Consider the following 19,831-nt stretch of genomic DNA (forward strand, 5'->3'; position numbering starts at 1 on the left):
TATCAACTTTTAAAATTCAAAAAAAATTAAAGCGCTTCTAATTTATCTGCATAAGATCTCACAGCATGCAAAGCTTCTAATCTTTCATTTGGCGTAAAAACAGACATTACTTCATCTTCTGCTTTTTTCATCAAAGTTCTGATGTTTTTTGCCAGCGTAATTCCTTCATTAGTTAAGCTCACAATGTTTTTACGCTTATCCAATTTGTCTTTTACAACTTCAACCAGATTCTTTTTTTCAAGTGCTGTGATACTTCTCAAAATGGATGATTTATCACGCATGGTTTTGTCTGACAATTCACGCTGCGAAAGACTTTTGTGCTGCAAAATCATCAACAATGGCAATTGCTCGAGCTGTAATGTGATTCCAGCATCATTCATTAACGCATTTGTACGTCTGAAAATTGCTCGTTTAATACGATGAATCTGAAAGAAAAAACTATCTGCTATTTCTTCTTTCCAGAAATTCGAAAAATTTTCTTTATCGCTGTATTTTGTTTTCATAATGCAAAGCTACAAAAAAGAGTGACATGTCAACTAATTCAATTACAAAAATACATATTTTACTGATAATCAATATTTTCACACAAATAATTAAACTTAAAAAAGAAAAATGAACGATTATTTTTATTAACTTTAATTGCTAAAACACACCCATTCAACAATTTAAAAACAAATCTGATGAAAAAATTATTTATTTTTTTTGTTCTAACGCTTTTTTGGATTCCAGTAAAAGCGCAGACTGGCGCAGATATTATTTTGAGTGAAAGCTTATCAAATACGAAAACAAAAAGTGATGCTTTTCAGGATGGTTATGCTGATGATCTTCCTTGGCACGCCAGAAGATTTAAAGTTACTGCCGGCGCGTTTTTTCCGGTAAATAATACGGAAGTCCAAGTAGGCAGTAATAATGGTAATTTTGGAAATCTGATTGATTTTGAAAAAGATCTCGGATTTAACAAAAGTACCGTTTCTTTTTTCGGAACTTTTGAATGGAGAATTTCCCGAAGATCCAGACTTGGTGCCGAATATTACTATTTAAGCAGAAATTCTACCAAAACACTTCAAAAAGAAATCGAATTTCGCGATCATGTCTATCCTATAAATGCCACCGTTTCTGCATTTATGGATAACCATATCGGCAGGATTACTTACGGTTATGCTTTTATATCGAAACCCAAATATGAAATTGGAGCGCTCATAGGTGCGCATGTATTGTTTGGCGATGTCGGAATGCGATTAGAAGGCGCAACAATCGACGCCGAATACAGAGATAACTATGATTTTACAGCTCCCCTTCCTGACATTGGACTTTGGGGAGAAGTTGTATTAGGAAGAAAAGTCGGTTTGTATGCCAACGTTAATTATTTTGCAATTAAAGTCGATGATTTTGATGGACGACTTTTTAGTTACAACTTATCGATTCTATACAATGTCTACCAAAATTTCAGTTTACAAGCGGGATATACCGGATTAAATGTTAGAGTAGATATGGAAAGAGAAAGACTTAACGGTTTCTTTAAATGGGGTTACAACGGTCCAACCTTAACCGCAACTTACAGCTTCGGAAATCATGTGAAGCTTTATAAACATTGATCTAAGGTGCTAAGGTGCTGAGATGCTAAGGTTCTAAGGTTTCCAACTGGAACTTGTAATGGGTGATTTAACCGCAAGGCACGCAAAGATTTTCGCAAAGTTCGCAAAGTTTTTTTAAACAAAGCTTTGCGAACTTTGCGTTTTTTAATTCACAATCCATAAAAAAACCTTGCGAACTTTGCGTTTAAATTCCCCTCAAAGTCAAAACCTGAAACCTGAAACCTGAAACTTGAAACAATAAAAAAAACAAACCCAACAACTTCTCAGCTATCGGGTTCATTACCAAACTTAAACTTACTTAACTCAAAATAAAACTCAGCATCTAAGCAGCTTAGCATCTCAGAACCTCAGCAACTTAGAAGCTTAAAAAAAACTCATTTCTCGATTGGAGAAAATTTTATCGCTGTTCCTCCTCCAGCTGCTAATTTTAGATTTAATACGGTTTTGTTATTTACTTTTTGTTTAGAGATTGTAACTGGATACGGATTCGTTTTGTAATTTGCTCCAGCCCCATCGGCGTAAATTTCTGCATCGTACTCTTTGCCAGCATCTAAGAATGATAACGTCACTTTTAAATCTCTGGCATTTCTGTTAGTAATTGATCCTAAATACCAGTTTTTCTCGTCCCAGTCTTTACGCACAATTGTAGTATATTCTCCAATTTTTGAATCCAAAACTTTAGTGTCTGACCAAGTACATGGCACTTCTTTTACAAATTGAAATTCTGGCTTTCCTTCATAATTTTCAGGTAAATCAGATGCCATTTGCAACGGACTAAAAATTATGACATACAATGCCAATTGATTTGCCAAAGTCGTCTGTACTTTTGCTCCAGAAGGTGTTTTGTAATCAAAATTGAAGTTTCCAGGCGTATAATCAAATGGTCCAGAAAGCATTCTCGTAAATGGCAAAGTTGTCAAATGCTCTGGTGTGTTTCCTCCATCTGCAGACCATGCATTATACTCTTGCCCGCGTCCGCCTTCTTGCGACATGAAATTCGGATACGTACGCTGTAAACCTGTTCCTTTCATCGGCTCGTGGTTGTCTATCATGATGTGATATTTAGCTGCCGTTTCGATTACTTTTCTGTAATGACGTGCTCCGTATTGGCTGTCATGCCATTCTTTTTTGTCCAAAAATTTGTTTACATAACCCGTTTTTACCGAGTTAACTCCCATTTTTTGATACAATTTGAATGCGTCTTCCAATTGGCTTTCGTAATTTTTGGTTGCGCCAGCCGTTTCGTGATGCCCGATTAAACGAACATTTTTCATCGCTGCATATTTGGTAATTTCTTCCAAATTAAAATCTGGATAGGCTTTTGTAAAACTGAAAGCAGAACCATCAGCTGTCCAATCTCCATCCCAGCCTTCGTTCCAGCCTTCTACCAAAACTCCGTCAAAATTATTTTTAGCAGCAAAATCAATATATTCTTTAGTGTTTTTGGTTGTAGCGCCGTGTTTCGGGCCTTGTCCCCAAGTGAATTTTTCTAAATGCATTCCCCACCAGATTCCGATATATTTTGATGGCGTAATCCACGAAAGATCTTCAATTTTTGAAGGTTCATTAAGGTTCAGCATAATTGTTGAAGTCGCTACTTCGCCTGGAGTTGCACCGACAACAATAGTTCTCCAAGGCGTTACAAAAGGTGTTTCTGTATAAACTTTTACACCGTCTGCCCAAGGCACTAGATCGCTTTTGTATTGTTTATCTGTCGTTTTTAATAACGTCATTGAGGCAAAATCAGTTAAATTGGCTTCGTGAATCGCTACATACAATTTGTCTTTGGTTTCAAAAGTCGCAGGCGTGTTAATGGTATCGGTTTTACTCATCAATGTTTTACGATATTCACTTTCGTAATAGCTGTTTTCTCTGTGAACCGGAATCCACCAAACTTCATTATTATCCTTAAAAGTAAATTGTGTTACTTCATTTGAGATTTTAACTTTACCCAAATTAGCTTGTTTTGGGAAAGAATATCGAAACCCGACACCATCATCAAAAACCCTGAAAATAATATCCACCAGACGCTCCTCGCCTTTTGCTTCTTTTAAGTGAACAATCAATTCATTGTGGTGATCTCTCACTTTTTTAAATTCGCCCCAAGGCTGTTCCCAAGTTTCGTCTGCTGTCTTTTCTTCGGTAGAAACGACTTCAAAACCGTCGGTCATTTTTGCGATTCCCTGAAATTCAAATCCCATCAAAGAAGGCTCAATAACCGATTTTCCGCTTGACGAAAAACTATACTGCGGCTGCCCAGAAGGCGTTAATTCAAAAGTAAGTTCAGTGATTTTACCAGGCGAACTGATTTTATACGTTTTTTTAGTACTGCAGGCAAAAAACAGCATTGATGCCAGCGCTATCAGGCAGTATCTATATTTTATGTTTCTCATTATTTAATTGTATTAATTACGGCTCTCATTTTATTTCGCTTATCAACTGCTTTGCTTTTGCTGGCTGCATCGAAACACAATAATTAAAAGCTTGATCGAGTTTTTTCTGTGCATCGGCATTTCCTTTTTTCTGTACGCGTAAATCATACAATTTGCTGATATCTGGAAATATACTTTCGGTATTTTTTACTCCGGCAAAAGTTTTTATTTTTTCGATATAAGAATAACCAAATTCAACTGTTGGTTCGATCATAGTTCCTTCTCCGAAATCATTCCAAGTAATTAATTGGATGTAATTTACGTTGGCATTTTTTGCCAAAGAGAGTGTTTCGTCTAATGTTGCGCCGTTGTTATGTTCTATCGTCCAGCCAATTGCAGCTCCGCCTCCGCCTTCGGCATAAAAATCTTTAAAACCAGGATAAGCAGCTCCCATTGCAACATTTAATTTGGGTTTTGTATTGGTATAAAAATTAGTTAGATAAGTACTATTTTTATACACCCAGGCATATTCTCCAAACGCATTTTCGCCTGCCAATGAAGAATGATCCCAAAGTGTTAGGAAAGTTGGTTTTGTGGTTAAAGTATTAAAGACATTTGTCCATTCTGCTGGAGTCTTCAACACGATTGGCCCGAAATTCATTAACAGAGGTTTTCCATTAATTTTAATGTAATTAGCATCAGTAAAATAATTATTTTGTACATAAGCCAAATCTGTTTTTGCTGCACTGGTTACCGAGATTGCTTTTCCTGCATTGACCACATTGGTCAAAAATCGATCTTCGTAAACAATGGCATATTCTAAACCTACTTTTTCGAGCATCTCGATCAACTGGTCTGTATTTTCTTTGACCATTCTGTAATCATTAACATCATAAGTGCCGTACCAATCGATCAGAATTCCGTCTATTCCTGCATATTTCATCAATAATAAATGGTTCTCTATCACATTTTTATCTCCTGAGTGATAAGGTCCAATCAGCGGATAATAATACGATGCAATTTCTCTTCGGCCGTTTGCTCCAACGTTGTTCGGATTTTTGTTTGCCATTGTCCAGTGATATCCCCATTTTTTATCGGCGCTGCTTTCGTTGGTTTCAAACCACGGCATATAGTGCATATAAATTTTGGTGCTGTTGGTTTTCTCAATCGCAACAGGTGCTGTTTTTTCTGGTTCTGTTGGTTTGTCCGAACCTTTGTCGTCGCTGCTGCATCCGGCAACCATGACAATATTCATCAAACCAAAAACCAATGATGTGATATATCTTTTCATATTGAGATAATATTTATTTAGAACTCATGATTACTTTTTTTTCTGCCACAGATTAAAATGATTTTCACAGATTATTTTTTTGTAAAAAATCCTTTTTAATCCTTTTAATCTGTGGCAAAAAAACTTTAGTAAATTCGTAAAAACATATCAGCCTTCCACGACTAACCAACATGGAAGACTGACATTATATAACCTAATACCCAGGATTTTGTTTTAGGTTTTTATTTGTTGTTAAAACCGTACTCGGAATTGGAAATATTGCTCTATAAGCCGGTGTTGCTCCTTTTTCCCACCACTCTCCGAAGAATGTTCCGAATCGGATATTGTCTGTTCTTCTTCTTCCTTCGAAAGTAAATTCTTTAAGCAATTCCTGATCGATAAAAGCCAAGTCAATCGTTGTCGGCATTTCTTCTCCAGCACGTGATGTAACTTGTTGTAAAAATGGTCTTGCTAGTTCTGGCGAACCTATTCGTACGTAACATTCTGCCTGCATCATTAAGATTTCGGCGTAACGAATTAATACGAAATCGTGATCACGCTCCCATTGTTCTCCAGCTTTCATTTCGTATTTAGCCAAACGAACGCCTTCATTTTCTTTAGCATCAGTCAGACTCGTCAAATTCTCTGTATATGTAAGCGGTTCTCCGTTGTCCATCATAATTACAGAACCCGTTGCCAAATTGATCTGATCGCCTTGAAGCATGCATTTTTTTCTTTTGTCTGTATCTGCAAACGCTGAATAAACCCCTGGCTGTGCGCACATTCCGTTAGCGCTCCAAGGATAATTTCCTGTTGGAGAAATAGCTAATTTTTGATTGTAATGAGCAGACATAGAGTTCATATAATTCCCAACAGTTCCTGCTTTTGAATCGTAAGGAATTGCAAAAATGATTTCTGATGAAGTCTGATTTTCTGTCGCAAAATTGGTGAAGAAATCTGGTGTCAAAGTATATCCCGAAATTTTTTGACACATATCAATACAATCCTGCCAACGTGGTGTTCCTATAAATGCTTGTGAATTCAGATATAATCTTGCCAAAATAGAATAGGCAACATTTTTAGTCAATTTAGAATACACTACATTCGAACTAAGATACGGAATGGCGTCTGTCAATTCTTTTTCAACAAAATCATATACTTGTTTTCTAGTTGAATTTGACGGTAAGTCTGTATCTTCAAAATTGGTTACGATTGGCACATTTCCGAATAAATCTAGAAGATTATAATAGTAGTACGCTCTAAGCGCTTTTAATTCTGCAAAAATCGGCGCCTTAGCAGTGTCTGATAAAGACGATTTATTGATTTGATAAATGATCGCATTGATCTTTGCAATTCCGGTATAATTGTAACGCCAAGCCGAAAGAATCATTCTGTTATCGGCTTTCCAAGTATGTCTTTGCGCATCTTGATATTGTCCGCCGTCGTACCAGTTGGTTCCCCTTGTCGGAATCGTCGCTTCATCTGAAACAACTTCATTCAAAAAGAAAACATACTCGCAGGTTGGAAAATTATTTGATATTGCATCAGAGAATCCTCTTAACGAAGAGTAAGCACCTCCTACCAAAGCGTCAACTTCTTTTGGTGTGTTTCCAAAATTCCCGTCTTCTACCTGATCGTACAACTGTTCATCCAAATCAGTACATGATACCGTAAAAAGCATACTTAAAAGTATTGCTGCTGTTATTTTGATTTTCATTTTTAATATTTTATGGTTATCAATTCGCCTTAGTTATTCAGCGTAAAATTTAGTCCAACAGAAATTGTAGTTGGTCGAGGATAATTGTTGTATCTGTCAATTCCAGGAGCCGCTAAACCTGTTTGGTCCATAACTCCAGTTTGATTTATTCCGTCTTGAGCATTTAAACCAATCTCTGGATCTACACCCTTGTAATCAGTAATTACAAATAAGTTTTCTCCCATTACATAAAATCTAACTTTAGATTTTTTATATTTTAACGGTAAAGTATACCCTAGAGACAAAGTTTGAAGTCTAAAGAAAGAAGCATTTTCAATCCAGTAATCAGAATACTTTGGAGACGATGTTATACCGCTGCTCAAGAAATCGTCTGGCACATTAAAGGCTGTTAATCTGTTTGGATCGTTTAACATCATATTTGTAGCATTTAGAGCTTTTTGACCAAACATTCCGTATCCAGAAATTCCTAAATCAAAATTTCCGTATGTAAAATTCATTCCGATACCTAAAGTCAAATCAGGCTGGATGTTTCCTAAAGCTCTTTTGTCTGCATCTACCAAAGCACTTTCGGCAACAACTTCATTTGCTGCGTTGTAATATTGGATTTTTCCATCAGCATCTAAACCTGCATTTTTGAATCCCCAGAAAGTTCCAACTGGATAACCTTCTGCAATGATTTGAGAATATTGTCCAGACATACCTGCCAAACCATGAAGCGATCCGCTGTAGATAACATCTGTTTTATACGTTGGATTTGAAAGTTTTTCGATTTTTTGAACGTTATGTCCTAAAGTCAAATTAGCATTCCAGTTGAATTTATCACCTTTTACGATGTCAGCATTTAAAGTTAACTCCACACCTTTGTTCGACATTTCACCCACGTTTGCCAGCATTGTTCCTACTAAATATGGAGGCTGAGGCACTTCGTAAGTGTATAATAAATCTTTTGTTGTTTTAGAATAATATTCAAAAGAACCCGAAATTCTATTAAAAAGACCAAAATCAAAACCTACGTTAATCTGTTCTGTGGATTCCCATTTCAAATCAGGATTTGGATTTTGTTTTGGTGAATACGCCAAACTCCATGTTTTAGTAACCGGATCATAATAACTGTCGTTTCCAACTCCTAAAATAGAAAGTGATTTGTATTCTCCAATTCCGTCTTGGTTACCAGTAACACCGTAGCCTACTCTCAATTTTAAATTGTCTAACCAGCCTTTTGAAGATTCCATAAATCCTTCGTTAGAAATTCTCCATGCAGCAGAAGCAGAAGGGAAAGTTCCCCATTTATTGTTTTCTCCAAAACGGCTTGATCCGTCACGTCTTACAGTTGCTGTCAATAAATATCTACCATCGTAACCGTAATTGGCACGAGCATAAAAAGACACTAAATTTGATTTTCCTTTGTATGAATAAACATCACCTAAACGATAATTGTAACCTGCTCCTAAATTGTTATAACTAAAAGCATCTGTTACAAAACCACCTCTTTGCGCACCAAAACCTTCGTAAATATTTTCTAAATAAGAATATCCAGCTAAAGCACTAATGTTATGTTTGTCGATTACTTTACTATAATTTACATAAAGTTCTCCTTGTGCATTAGTAAATTCTGCATAACTTCTTTGTGCATAACCACCTTCTGTCTGCCCTTCCATAACTGCGTACGATGGCTTGTAACTTCCTCCTTTTACAGCATTATGTTCTAACGAAATGTTAGCTGTAGCTGTAAAATCTTTTAAGAATTTAACCTCCGTTTTAAAGTATCCTAAAAGTCTGTGTCTCTCATTATCAATAGTTCTGTTGGTTAAAATCTCAACTGGGTTTTGATAAATATTTCCTGTTACTGAAGAAAACGATCCGTCTGGATTGTAAACCGGAATAGTTGGATTTAAGTTGTAAGCTCTTTCAAAAATTCTATAATCAATTGGGTGCCATTTGTCGATATTGGCAAATAAACCCATATCAAATTTTACCTCTTTGTTGTCACCCAAATATTGGTAACCGCTTACGTTTCCGCTGATTCTTTCTAAACCCGATTTTTTAATAACCCCTTCATTATTTAAATAGGAAATAGAAGTTCTAAAACCGCTGTCGGCTTTACCTGAATTAATGCTTAAAGTATGGGACTGAGAAATTGCAGTCTGCTCAATTGCTTTCTGCCAATTCGTATTTCCACCGTAATCTACAGCATCCATATTATTAGTCTGGCGAACGTAACCACGCCATTGATTTGCCGAAAGAAGATCCAGGTTATCATTAACATAGCCAAAACTAGTCTGTCCATTGTAAACTACAGAAACGCCTTTTGTTCCCGATTTTGTGGTAATCATAATGACTCCGTTTGCTCCTCTAGATCCGTAGATTGCAGTTGCCGAAGCATCTTTAAGTACGTCAACCGATTTTATATCTGCCGGCTGTACCACATTAATATCTACTCCTGCAATTCCGTCAACCACAATAAGCGGACTGTTGCTTGCTGTTAAAGAAGTTCCTCCACGTAAACGAATAGTCGAACCAGCTGAAGGGTCTCCAGAAGGACGAATAATATTTAAACCCGCTACTTTTCCTTGTAAAACCTGCTCTGTAGAAGAAATGGTTCCTTTTACTAAATCATCTGCACCAACAGTCGAAATTGCTCCCGTTAAATCAGATTTTTTTACTTTTCCGTAACCCACAGAAACTACTTGAACTTCGGCCAATGCATAGCCATCATTTTGAAGACGAACTTCAATATTGCTGCTGTTTGTCGTTATCTGAACTTTCTGCGTCGTAGATCCTATAAATGACACCTCGATTGTACCTCCTACGGCTACCTGCAGACTAAATTTACCATCAAAATCTGTTGTTGTTCCGTTTTTTGTTCCCACTTCAATAATTGAAGCTCCCGGCAGAACACTGCCTGTATTATCATAAACGGTTCCTGATACCTGCTTTTTTCCCTGCGCGAATGATCCTGTAGAAAGAAAAAGCATAAAAATTATCAATACAACCGCTTTAGCAGTCCACATTAAATGCAGGACGCTTTTTGTATTTTTACTATTCATATGAAACTATTTATTGTTTTTTATCTGTCATATGTAATTCGCATATCAACTATTGGTTTTACGACCAACTTTTCATTTATGCTCATTTCATTAGAATTGGTGTTTTAATTTAATAGTGAATTATTTGTCTAAAGTCTTAAGCGGAATTGTAGTATCCGAGATAGTCTTGTCTTTGTTGTCTTTAACCAAAACATGAATCTCAGACAAATTTGGAACTCCGTTTAATTCTGAAACCAAATTGACAAATCCTTTAATTTCTGCAGTTCCTCCTGTAAATTCTCCAGAGATCACTTTAGCACCCGCTGTAATTGTATAAATTAATTTATTTACACCTGACTCATTATTTTTTCTGGACATTCCAAGAAAATCTTTCTGACTGATTTGCAGCGGGAAAAATGCAAACACGGGCGGTGGCGGCGGTACAAAAGCACCAGCATAAATAATCTGATCTCCAGAATTTGCTACCCAGTCTTTTGCCACCATTAAGAAAGTAATATTCTCCATTACAAAATCATCAGGAGCATTGTAGTATTGTTTTGGAATCAAATCCATTTTATAAAAACCATTTCCTAAATCTTTCAGTTTTGTTTTCTCAGAAACCTCTGGAAGCCAAGCTTGGTATTCTTGTAAAATTGCCCATTCATTTAAACCACTATGAAAATGTACACTCTCTACACCTGCAAAACCAGCTTTTAAATTAGAATTAAATAAAATACTCACCGGCTTATCAATAGTTGGTTTTGACGGATATGATCTAATCAACTCATTTGCTGTATAAAACGAAGAAAAATCGGTATACGCCATATTGGCTACGTCACTTTGTTTTGAACCGTTTTTATTTTTAAGTCGAAACCAGAATCCTGCACTTGCAGCAATTTCAGCTGGAGTTTTAGAAAAATAAACCGTTGGGGTCAAAGTAAAACTCCAGATTTTATTTCCTTCATATTTTAATTTGGCAAAATCAGATGAGTTTTCCCAGTTTCCAGCATCTGGCTCTGATGGAGACCAAATCCAGATGTACAAATCTTCTGTTTCGGCAAAAGTAGTTCCAGACATATCAAAGAACCAGGTTACTTTTTCATCATACTTATATACCGCAGGCGATGATGACATAGGCCCAACAGCTCCAGCATTTTCCTGAGCCGTAATAAAATTAGGCACCGTTAAAAAGGCTAGTAAAATTGTATATATAAACTTTTTCATATCACTCATTAGTTAATAGCAGTTAATTTGAATATGTAAGACACAAAAGGAGTTCCGCCAGAAGAACGCACCAATTGGAGCTGCATTTCTTCATTTTTACCAGGAACCGAAATCAATCTTAATTCGTCTGTTTTTTGTGTTTTTTGAGCATCGCTGTACAAATAGATTTTTGCAGCGGCACCGCTTGTCTGCTGGAAATCTGAGCTTAGTTCCCAATATCCTTTTGGAGCGAATAATGGCGGAACATTTCCAGTTACTTGATAACTTGTTGGTTTATTATTTTCGTCTACGCTTAAGTTGATTTTAAAATCTTCGTAGTTAAAATAAGTACTCAAGTTTTCTTCACTTGGTTCGATTTTATTTGCTTTCGCAACTTCATCAACCATTTTCAAATTTGTTAATCCCCAATTGCCATTTACTTTTTCATAAATAGTAATCGGATCTACGTAGCTTCCGTCTTCTGTGTTGTCGCAGCTAAGTGCAAAAAAACACATTAAAAAAGCTATCCAGTAAAAGCTTTTACATCTCATAAATTTTTGGTTTTTGTTAGTATGTTACCCTTTCAAAAGGATAGAGCGAAGCTAGAAGTTAAATAAATCTTAAAAAAAATATCTGAGAAAAATCAAGACGAAATACAAACATTTTTTAATTTAAATTATTGATTGTCAAATATTTAATTATATTTTTAAACTCAAAAAATCAAGATGGTGTTTAGATTAAAATCGACTGTTTTTTAATGGTAAAAATGACAATATGAAAAATAATCAATATATTTTTTCCACTATACGCATATATAACTTGTTTTTATTGTATAATTGCAAACAAATTACCTGCTTTTAACATTTTACGCTTGATTTTACACTAAAAATCGACTTTTAAAGCGATGTTTTTAAACTATTTAGAAGTTTCAAAAACAGAAATTTCAAAAAATCTCAAAACTTATTTTAATTTTAAAATGAATTAGACTAACTATATCAAAAAACCAATTTTATCTAAACCAAAAAAAATCATGCAAAGAATATTGATGCTTCTTTTCTTTCTAATTGGTTTGTCTTTAACTGCGAAAGAGACAAATCCGTATTTAGAAGAATTAGATCAGGTACTCTTAAAGAAAGACGTGTATCTGAAACAGAAATATCGCAAAATTGAAGCTTTAAAGAAAAATATATCCAAGTTTACACTTAATCAAAACAATGAAGAACTGTATAACTGTTACATGTCGCTGTTTGATGAATACAAATCTTTTAAATATGATTCGGCTTATTATTATTTGGAAGAAGCCAAAATCAAAGCTAAAGTTTTAAAAGACCCGAAATTTTTATCTAAAAGCCGTATCAAAGAAGGTTTTGTACTGCTTTCGTCAGGACTTTTTAAAGAAGCAATAGACACATTAGATGTTATTGATGATTCTAAACTAGATCTCAAAAACAAATTTGAATATTATAATATAAAAGCCCGTGCTTATTACGATTTAGCCGATTATAATCGAGATCAGCGTTTTAATATTCATTATGTACAACAAGGAAATCATTTCTTAAAAAAAGCCTTGGAGTTAATTGGAACCAATACCAACGAATATTGGGCAGCAGAAAGTTTAAAACGTTTAAAACAACAAGATTGGCGCGGTGCCGAATTTGCTTTCAGTTATTGGATTAACAACTATACTCTTCCACCCGATTATTACGGCATTGCAACGTCGAGTCTCGGTTATATTTATTCGGAAAGAGGTTATACAAAAAAAGCGATTCAATATCTGGCTCTCGCTGCAATTGCCGATGTTAAAAATGCAACGAAAGAAACCGTAGCGCTTCGAAATCTAGCCAACGAACTTTTTAAAATGGGTTATTTGGATAAAGCCAATGAATATATCAATATTGCGATGGACGACGCGACTTTTTACAACGCCAGACATCGTAAGATTGAGATTTCGTCTATTCTTCCTATTATAGAAAAAGCACAATTGAATAACGTAAAAGACAAAAATGATAAACTAGAAAAGATTATTATTCTATTGACTATTCTTACGGTAATCATTTTTGTTTTTCTCGGAATTATCTTCAAACAATTAAAAGAGAAAAATAAAGCTCGTAAAATAATGGCTTCGTCGTATCTCCAATTACAGGAAATGAATGTGAGTCTGAGTGAAGCCAATGCCATTAAAGAAGAATATATTACGTATTTTATAAAGGCGACTTCGGCTTTCATTAATAAAATAGATCATATCCAGAAAAGCACACTGCATAAAATCATTACCAAAAAAACCGATGAAGTTATTGCGAGTTTAAAACGCTATAATGTAAAGGAAGAACGTGAAAATTTGTTCCATCAATTTGATGAAATCTTCTTGAGATTGTTTCCAACTTTTGTAACGGAATTCAACAAACTTTTTCCGAATGATCATAAATGCATTGTAAAGAAAGGCGAACTTTTGAACACCGAATTACGCATTTTTGCTTTGTACCGATTAGGAATTCAAGACAGTAATCAAATGGCTGAGTTTCTGGAACTTTCTGTAGCTACCATTTATACATACAAAACCAGAATTAAAAGTAAATCTGATTTTAAAGATAGTTTTGAGCAGAAGATTATGGAGATTAAGACGATTTAAAAGTTGCTAAGGTTCTGAGATTCTAAGATGCTGAGTTTTTTTTAGTCGCTGGTATTTTTTGTGATGTAAAAAACAACAATCAAACAAAAGCTCCATAGGAGATTAATATTTATAGAAACAAACGACATATTAAGAAAAGAGCCCCAGCGGGGTGACATATCCTATTTACATGTCACCCCGCTGGGGCTCTTCTACGTCAAACAAATATCTTTTCTATAAATATTTCGTCCCTCTGGGACTATTTTTTAATCAGCATTTTCCAACTGCAGAATCGTATTCTGATAAATTTTACTCAGTGAAAACAACTGCTCCACAAAAATCATAATCGCAATTGGCACAAAGAAAAATATCATCAAATCTTCTTCATACAAAAAGTACGTTGTAATCATAAAAATTCGGGTATATTCCAAATAATAAATCCACTTTCGTTGTTCGAGAAGTGCCCCGCAATTGATCAAAGTGATGATTACTAAAGAAAGCACAAAAACTTTATCATACCATTCTAAATAATCAAAATAATAAGTAAAAACGGTTAAAATCAGTGTGCAGATTCCTAACTGAATATAAAGGTAATTTTTAAATCGAAGTCTTTGATTCGGACACGCTTTATCTTGTAGAAAACGTTTTTCTAGAATCGGACGAATATCCTGGTCCATATCGGCGGGGCTTCCAAATACAGCTTTCCATTTTGCTTTAAAACCTTTAGAGCGTTTCATTAATTCGTAGATTTCGAAATAATAATGAAAATGCTGCCATAAGAAGCTATAGCTTTTTAATGGATGCGTTAATCCATATTTTGGTTTTTCTTCTTCGGTTTGAAAAGTTCCAAACAATCGATCCCAAAACGTAAACATATCTCCGTAATTTTTGTCTAGGTATTTTTCATCAGAAGCGTGATGAACTCCGTGAACCGAAGGCGTTACAAAAACATACTCCAGCCATTTTATTTTACCAATAAGCTGTGTATGTGTAAAGAACGAATAAGCGCCGTGAACAATCAGCATTGTAATTACCATTGACGGATGAAAACCAATTAAGGGCAAAACGCACCAAAATCCCGTTCGAATAATTGCCTGAAAAGTGGTAATTCTAGCGGCAGCTGTAAAATTAAATTCTTCGCTATGATGATGTACAATATGGGCTGCCCAGAAAAAATTGACTTCATGTCCTAATCTATGGTACCAATACCACACAAAATCGGTTGCAAGAATTAAGGCAAACCAGATAAAAGCATTTTTAGGAATTTCGAATATTCTGTAATTATCATAAATCAAATAATATAACTGATAAAAACTGGCCGCGATAAATAAGTTAATCAAACGTTCTGCAATTCCGATACTAATATTCGAGACAGAACTTTCATAATTAAAAATTTCGGGCTTTTTTCTGCGTTGGGCAAGCTTATATTCTAAAAATAAAAAAAGAAAAAAGGCCGGCATGGCGAATGCTAGAAAATTAATATTCTTCATCTTTTCAATACTTTACGATTCTAAAATTTGTATTCATTTAATAAAACGAAAAGACATTTCCACCAATTACGTTTTTAAAGGGAGAAAAAAAACGTAATCAATGAAAATGATCTTAACTAACTAAACCTGATCTTAATTTTGTTTATATTGTGGTGCTTCTACTGCAAATTCTTTTACAGACTGCGTTTCGGCTACTTTTTTCAAAGCAATAATATAAGCCGCAATACGAGGCGTTACGTTGTGTTTTACTGCAACTCTAAAAACAGTATCAAAACCTTTTTCTAAAATATCCTCCAATCGTGTATTGATCTGATGGATTCTCCAAGACTCCAAAAGCGAATTCTGAAGCCATTCGAAATAAGAAACGGTAACACCGCCCGCATTGGCCAAAATATCAGGAACAACTAATATATTTTTATCATGCAGAATCTGATCTGCATCTGAAGAAACTGGACCATTCGCACCTTCAACAATAATCCTTGCTTGTATATCTCCAGCATTTTTCTGGGTAATAACATCTTCTTTTGCTGCCGGAATCAACAAATCGACTTCTAGAAGTAATAAATCTTCATGTTTAATCGCAACCGAATTCGGATATCCTTTTATTGTTCTGTTATTCAGATTGTAATACAAAATCAACTCCGGAATATTTAATCCGTCTGGATTGTAAAAAGCTTCAGAAACATCGCTTACGGCAACAATTTTCACTCCTTTTTCATAAAGAAATAAAGCCGAATGCAAACCAACATTTCCAAAACCTTGGATCGCCGCCGTAGCTCTCGCCGGTCTGATTTTTAGCTTTTGAAGCGCCAAAAGACTGATAATGCTTACGCCTCTTCCCGTTGCTTCTACTCTACCCAAAGACCCGCCAGAATGCAGATGTTTTCCAGTTACTACGGCGTGAATTGGTTTTCCATGCAATAATGAAAACTCATCCATCAGCCAGCCCATTTCGTCTGGACCAGTTCCCATATCCGGCGCAGGAACATCTTTTTCAGGTCCGAAAATATCTGATAACGCTTTGGTGTAAGCTCTTGTTATTTTTTCTAATTCGGTTTTAGAATGATTTCTAGGATCACAGATAATGCCGCCTTTTGCTCCTCCAAACGGAATTCCGGTTACAGCAGATTTCCAAGTCATCCAGGCGGCAAGTGCTTTAACTTCATCCAAGTTTACAGCAGTATCATAGCGAATTCCACCTTTTGATGGACCTAAAGCAGTATTGTGGATGACACGGTAACCTTCAAAGTTTTGAACGTTTCCGTTGTCCAAAACAATAGAAAAATTTACTGTGATTTGTTTCTCTGGGCGCTGTAGCTTTTGTTTAATAGATTCATCTAAATTTAAAATGTCTGCAGCGATATTAAAGCGATCAATCATCGATTGAAACGGATTCTGTTTTATAATTTCTGAACTCATAATATAGTTTTTAGGTTTGGGTTATCTTTTTATAGTTATTGAAAATTAACAGTTTTACAGGAATTCTTATTCTTGATTTATAAAACTGAAACAACACGGAATCTTTATTAAGCAGCGTCGCATCAAAATTTTCATGTTTCTATTGGTTCTCATATTTTCATTTTTTAATGATTCAAAAAAAAAGCCTTTCATGGTGCAATGAAAGGCTAAAAAAAAAAAATAACTAACAAGTACTTTCTCTATTAACGCCATTTCATAACGTGATTCATCATACAGCACATCGCAAGGCTGCAGGTCAAAAACGTCATCATATTTCGGCTATAGTTTTTCATTGTTGAAGCAAAGCTACAAATTATATTTATAAATTCTATAGAATTAGTAGAGTTAATTTTTATAAAAATAAAAACATCGTACTAAATCAACTGTAAATTAACCGATTATACTTTAAAAAAAATTATTGCAATTGCGAAAAAACAATGAAAACAATAGCAATTAAAGCCAAAAACAATCCCAAAATATTGGTTTTAGAAAGTTTTTCCTTGAAGAAAAAAGCGCCAACTAAGGTTCCTAAAATAATTACGCCCATATTCATTCCCGCAAAAACGGTTGAAGGATTTTCTGCAAAAGCTTTATGCGCTTTTAAATAAAATAGGATATTACTAAAGTTGAAGATTCCAACCAAAGCTCCGAAAAACAAATTTTTTACAGCAAGTTTCTCTTTTTCAACAACTACTTTATAAAGAACAATTAATACAGAAACCGCAAACGAAATAAAGAATACAAAAAATAATGATGTCGTGTAAGGAACAACAGTATATAAAGCGATTTTTTTGAAAAGAATGTCAATAATTCCGAAACCAAATAAAACCGCTGCAGGAAAAATCCATTTGTTTTCCTTGTTATCAGATTGTTTTCTTAAAATGAATAAAAGCGCAGTAAAACCAATTAAAATCCCGATGGTTTTATAGGTATTAAAATCTTCTCCAAACAATAACCACGCGGCTAAAATGGGAATAAAAAGCGATAATCGTTGTGCTGCATCGGTTTTGGCAATTCCCATGTATTTTATTGAGAAAGCCAAAAACAGGAAAACAATTGGAAGTAAAACTCCAACAGCTGCATAAATTCCCCAAGGAGCTTTGTCGTCTAATTCCTGAAGATTTGGACTAAAGGTAAAATAACAAAGTGCAATTGCAACAATATAATTAAAGGAAATAATCTGCGAAGGATTGGCATTATATTTTCTAGAAATTTTGAAAATCACACCGACAATAACACTGCAAAGAATACTTAATATAAGGAATAACATAATTTTATTTTTGGATTGTAAAAGTACAGTATTAGCAGAGAAAATGATTCAGCCGGTTTTAAAAAACTAAGTAGACCAGATTGAGTTTAATTTTTTAAACACATAGAATCATAGTTGATCGATCTCTGTAAAAGGCGTTTCACTTATTCAAACAAACATAGCAATCATTATTCTTCGGTTTTTCATCCTGACAAACAGCCATGCATCTATGTGTGAGAAACTAGTTTCTTTCAATTACCTTTTTATAAATCTAAAAAAAACTATGTTTCTATGTGTTAAAAAAAAATAAACCCAACAGACTTAAATATCTGTCGGGCTTAACTTTATGATGAAATATAGTTTTAAAACTTACTAATATAACTTCCGTAAATATCTCTAAACTGATTTCCTTTTGCGAATCGGTCTTTGCTTAATTTTCTATATTCTACCAATCCCCAAAGCACGAACTCTTTCATAAAATAGACATCTTCTTTTGCTAAATTCGGCTGGTATTTTTTCAATAACAAATCCAAAGGCGTTACTTCATCTAATATACTTTTGTATGCTGCATCCGAAGCGTCGTCTAGTAATTCGAAACCGCTTTCTGCGAAAAACCATTCTACAACATCAGAATAAGGCGTTTTCTCGTCTGGCTTTTCTAATTTTTCGATTTTAGGGAAATATTCTGGGAATAAAGTTTTGATTGCAGAACCAATTAAACTTTCGGCAACAACATCAGCTCCCTCCTGCTCTCCTTCGTAAACCAACTCTACTTTTCCTGTAATTGCGGGAATGATTCCGATAAAATCTGATAAACGTAAAGTCGTTTTATCTACGCCCGAAAGCAATGCACGACGTTCTGCAGTACTTATTAAGTTTTCAAAAGCTGTAATACTCATTCTGGCACTTACACCACTTTTGTTATCGATATATTCGCTTTCACGAGCTTCAAAACTAATTTGTTCTAAAATATCTCTCGCTAGACTTGGAACATAAACTAAATCGGCTTGATTTTGATCTAACCTAGATTCTTGTTCTGTAATGGTTCTCGCAATGGTAATACTTTCTGGATAATGTGTCAAAATCTGAGAGCCAATTCTATCTTTAAGAGGCGTAACAATACTTCCTCTATTAGTATAATCTTCTGGATTTGCAGTGAAAACAAACTGCATATCTAAAGGCATTCTCAATTTGAATCCACGAATTTGGATATCGCCTTCTTGTAAAATATTAAATAATGCAACCTGAATTCTTGCCTGCAAATCGGGTAATTCGTTGATTACAAAAATACAACGGTTCGCTCTCGGAATCATTCCGAAATGAATGACGCGATCGTCAGCATAAGACAATTTTAAATTTGCAGCTTTAATTGGGTCAACATCACCAATTAAATCGGCAACGGTTACATCTGGAGTTGCCAGTTTTTCAAAGAAACGTTCACTTCTGTGCAGCCAAGAAATCGGCGTTTGATAACCTCTTTCTGCAATTAAATCTTTCGCATAACGCGAAATAGGATTAAAAGGATCATCATTAATCTCAGAACCTTCCACAAACGGAATATATTCGTCTAATAATTCGATCATTTTTCGCGCTAAGCGTGTTTTTGCCTGTCCGCGAAGACCAAGTAAGTTTATATTATGACGAGAAAGAATCGCACGTTCTAATTCAGGAATTACGGTATTTTCGAATCCATGAACACCTTCAAAAACCGGTTTTCCAGATTTGATTTTTTCACGCAGATTCTCCCTTAATTCGTCTTTGATAGATTTGGTTTTATATCCAGCGTCTTGTAATTCGCCTAATGTTTTTATGTCAAGTATATTCATCGTATATTCAGATATCG

The 19,831-nt window shown here is 34.9% G+C and carries 13 protein-coding genes; 2 read left to right on the plus strand and 11 right to left on the minus strand.

Translation table 11 applies throughout. The features are described from left to right. Positions 1–26 precede the first annotated feature (26 nt). A complete protein-coding gene (locus tag ACFSC2_RS18475) occupies positions 27–503 on the minus strand; it encodes a MarR family winged helix-turn-helix transcriptional regulator (RefSeq protein WP_379815822.1) in 477 nt (158 codons plus the stop codon). Positions 504–680: 177 nt separating this feature from the next. Between ACFSC2_RS18475 and ACFSC2_RS18480 the strand changes: the two genes are divergently transcribed. Continuing rightward, on the plus strand, positions 681–1,595 hold the full coding sequence (locus tag ACFSC2_RS18480) for a hypothetical protein (RefSeq protein WP_379815823.1): 915 nt from the start codon (positions 681–683) through the stop codon (positions 1,593–1,595). Positions 1,596–1,969: 374 nt separating this feature from the next. On the opposite strand, the gene ACFSC2_RS18485 is transcribed toward ACFSC2_RS18480, so the two are convergent. The 6 genes from ACFSC2_RS18485 to ACFSC2_RS18510 all read right to left on the minus strand — a co-directional run bounded on the left by ACFSC2_RS18485 (position 1,970) and on the right by ACFSC2_RS18510 (position 11,734). Continuing rightward, a complete protein-coding gene (locus ACFSC2_RS18485) occupies positions 1,970–3,988 on the minus strand; it encodes a glycoside hydrolase family 97 protein (RefSeq protein WP_379815824.1) in 2,019 nt (672 codons plus the stop codon). A 25-nt stretch (positions 3,989–4,013) separates the two neighbouring features. Further along, on the minus strand, positions 4,014–5,258 hold the full coding sequence (locus ACFSC2_RS18490; RefSeq protein ID WP_379815825.1) for a glycoside hydrolase family 99 protein: 1,245 nt from the start codon (positions 5,256–5,258) through the stop codon (positions 4,014–4,016). Positions 5,259–5,451: 193 nt separating this feature from the next. Then, positions 5,452–6,954 carry a RagB/SusD family nutrient uptake outer membrane protein gene (locus ACFSC2_RS18495; protein WP_379815826.1) on the minus strand — a complete coding sequence of 501 codons (1,503 nt, stop codon included), beginning with the start codon at positions 6,952–6,954 and terminating at the stop codon, positions 5,452–5,454. A 29-nt stretch (positions 6,955–6,983) separates the two neighbouring features. Then, positions 6,984–10,001 (minus strand): SusC/RagA family TonB-linked outer membrane protein, encoded by a 3,018-nt coding sequence (locus ACFSC2_RS18500; RefSeq protein ID WP_379815827.1) that lies wholly within the window; start codon positions 9,999–10,001, stop codon positions 6,984–6,986. Between the two features lie 120 nt (positions 10,002–10,121). Next, complete coding sequence (locus ACFSC2_RS18505; RefSeq protein ID WP_379815828.1) at positions 10,122–11,204, minus strand: hypothetical protein; 1,083 nt, start codon at positions 11,202–11,204, stop codon at positions 10,122–10,124. Between the two features lie 8 nt (positions 11,205–11,212). Next, positions 11,213–11,734 (minus strand): DUF5004 domain-containing protein, encoded by a 522-nt coding sequence (locus ACFSC2_RS18510; protein ID WP_379815829.1) that lies wholly within the window; start codon positions 11,732–11,734, stop codon positions 11,213–11,215. Between the two features lie 479 nt (positions 11,735–12,213). Between ACFSC2_RS18510 and ACFSC2_RS18515 the strand changes: the two genes are divergently transcribed. Then, complete coding sequence (locus ACFSC2_RS18515) at positions 12,214–13,812, plus strand: DUF6377 domain-containing protein (protein WP_379815830.1); 1,599 nt, start codon at positions 12,214–12,216, stop codon at positions 13,810–13,812. Between the two features lie 245 nt (positions 13,813–14,057). On the opposite strand, the gene ACFSC2_RS18520 is transcribed toward ACFSC2_RS18515, so the two are convergent. The 4 genes from ACFSC2_RS18520 to ACFSC2_RS18535 form a co-directional block, all read right to left on the minus strand. After that, positions 14,058–15,281 (minus strand): sterol desaturase family protein, encoded by a 1,224-nt coding sequence (locus tag ACFSC2_RS18520; RefSeq protein WP_379815831.1) that lies wholly within the window; start codon positions 15,279–15,281, stop codon positions 14,058–14,060. A gap of 132 nt (positions 15,282–15,413) precedes the next feature. Next, positions 15,414–16,700: a Glu/Leu/Phe/Val family dehydrogenase gene (locus ACFSC2_RS18525; RefSeq protein ID WP_379815832.1), complete on the minus strand. Its 1,287-nt coding sequence runs from the start codon at positions 16,698–16,700 to the stop codon at positions 15,414–15,416. Positions 16,701–17,154: 454 nt separating this feature from the next. After that, positions 17,155–18,009, minus strand: coding sequence for an EamA family transporter (locus ACFSC2_RS18530; RefSeq protein ID WP_379815833.1), 855 nt, complete (start codon positions 18,007–18,009; stop codon positions 17,155–17,157). A gap of 341 nt (positions 18,010–18,350) precedes the next feature. Beyond that, positions 18,351–19,814, minus strand: a complete 1,464-nt coding sequence (locus tag ACFSC2_RS18535; protein ID WP_379815834.1) for a MoxR family ATPase — start codon at positions 19,812–19,814, stop codon at positions 18,351–18,353. Positions 19,815–19,831: the final 17 nt, after the last annotated feature.

The sequence above is a fragment of the Flavobacterium artemisiae genome (genome assembly GCF_042678225.1).
Lineage (GTDB): Bacteria > Bacteroidota > Bacteroidia > Flavobacteriales > Flavobacteriaceae > Flavobacterium > Flavobacterium artemisiae.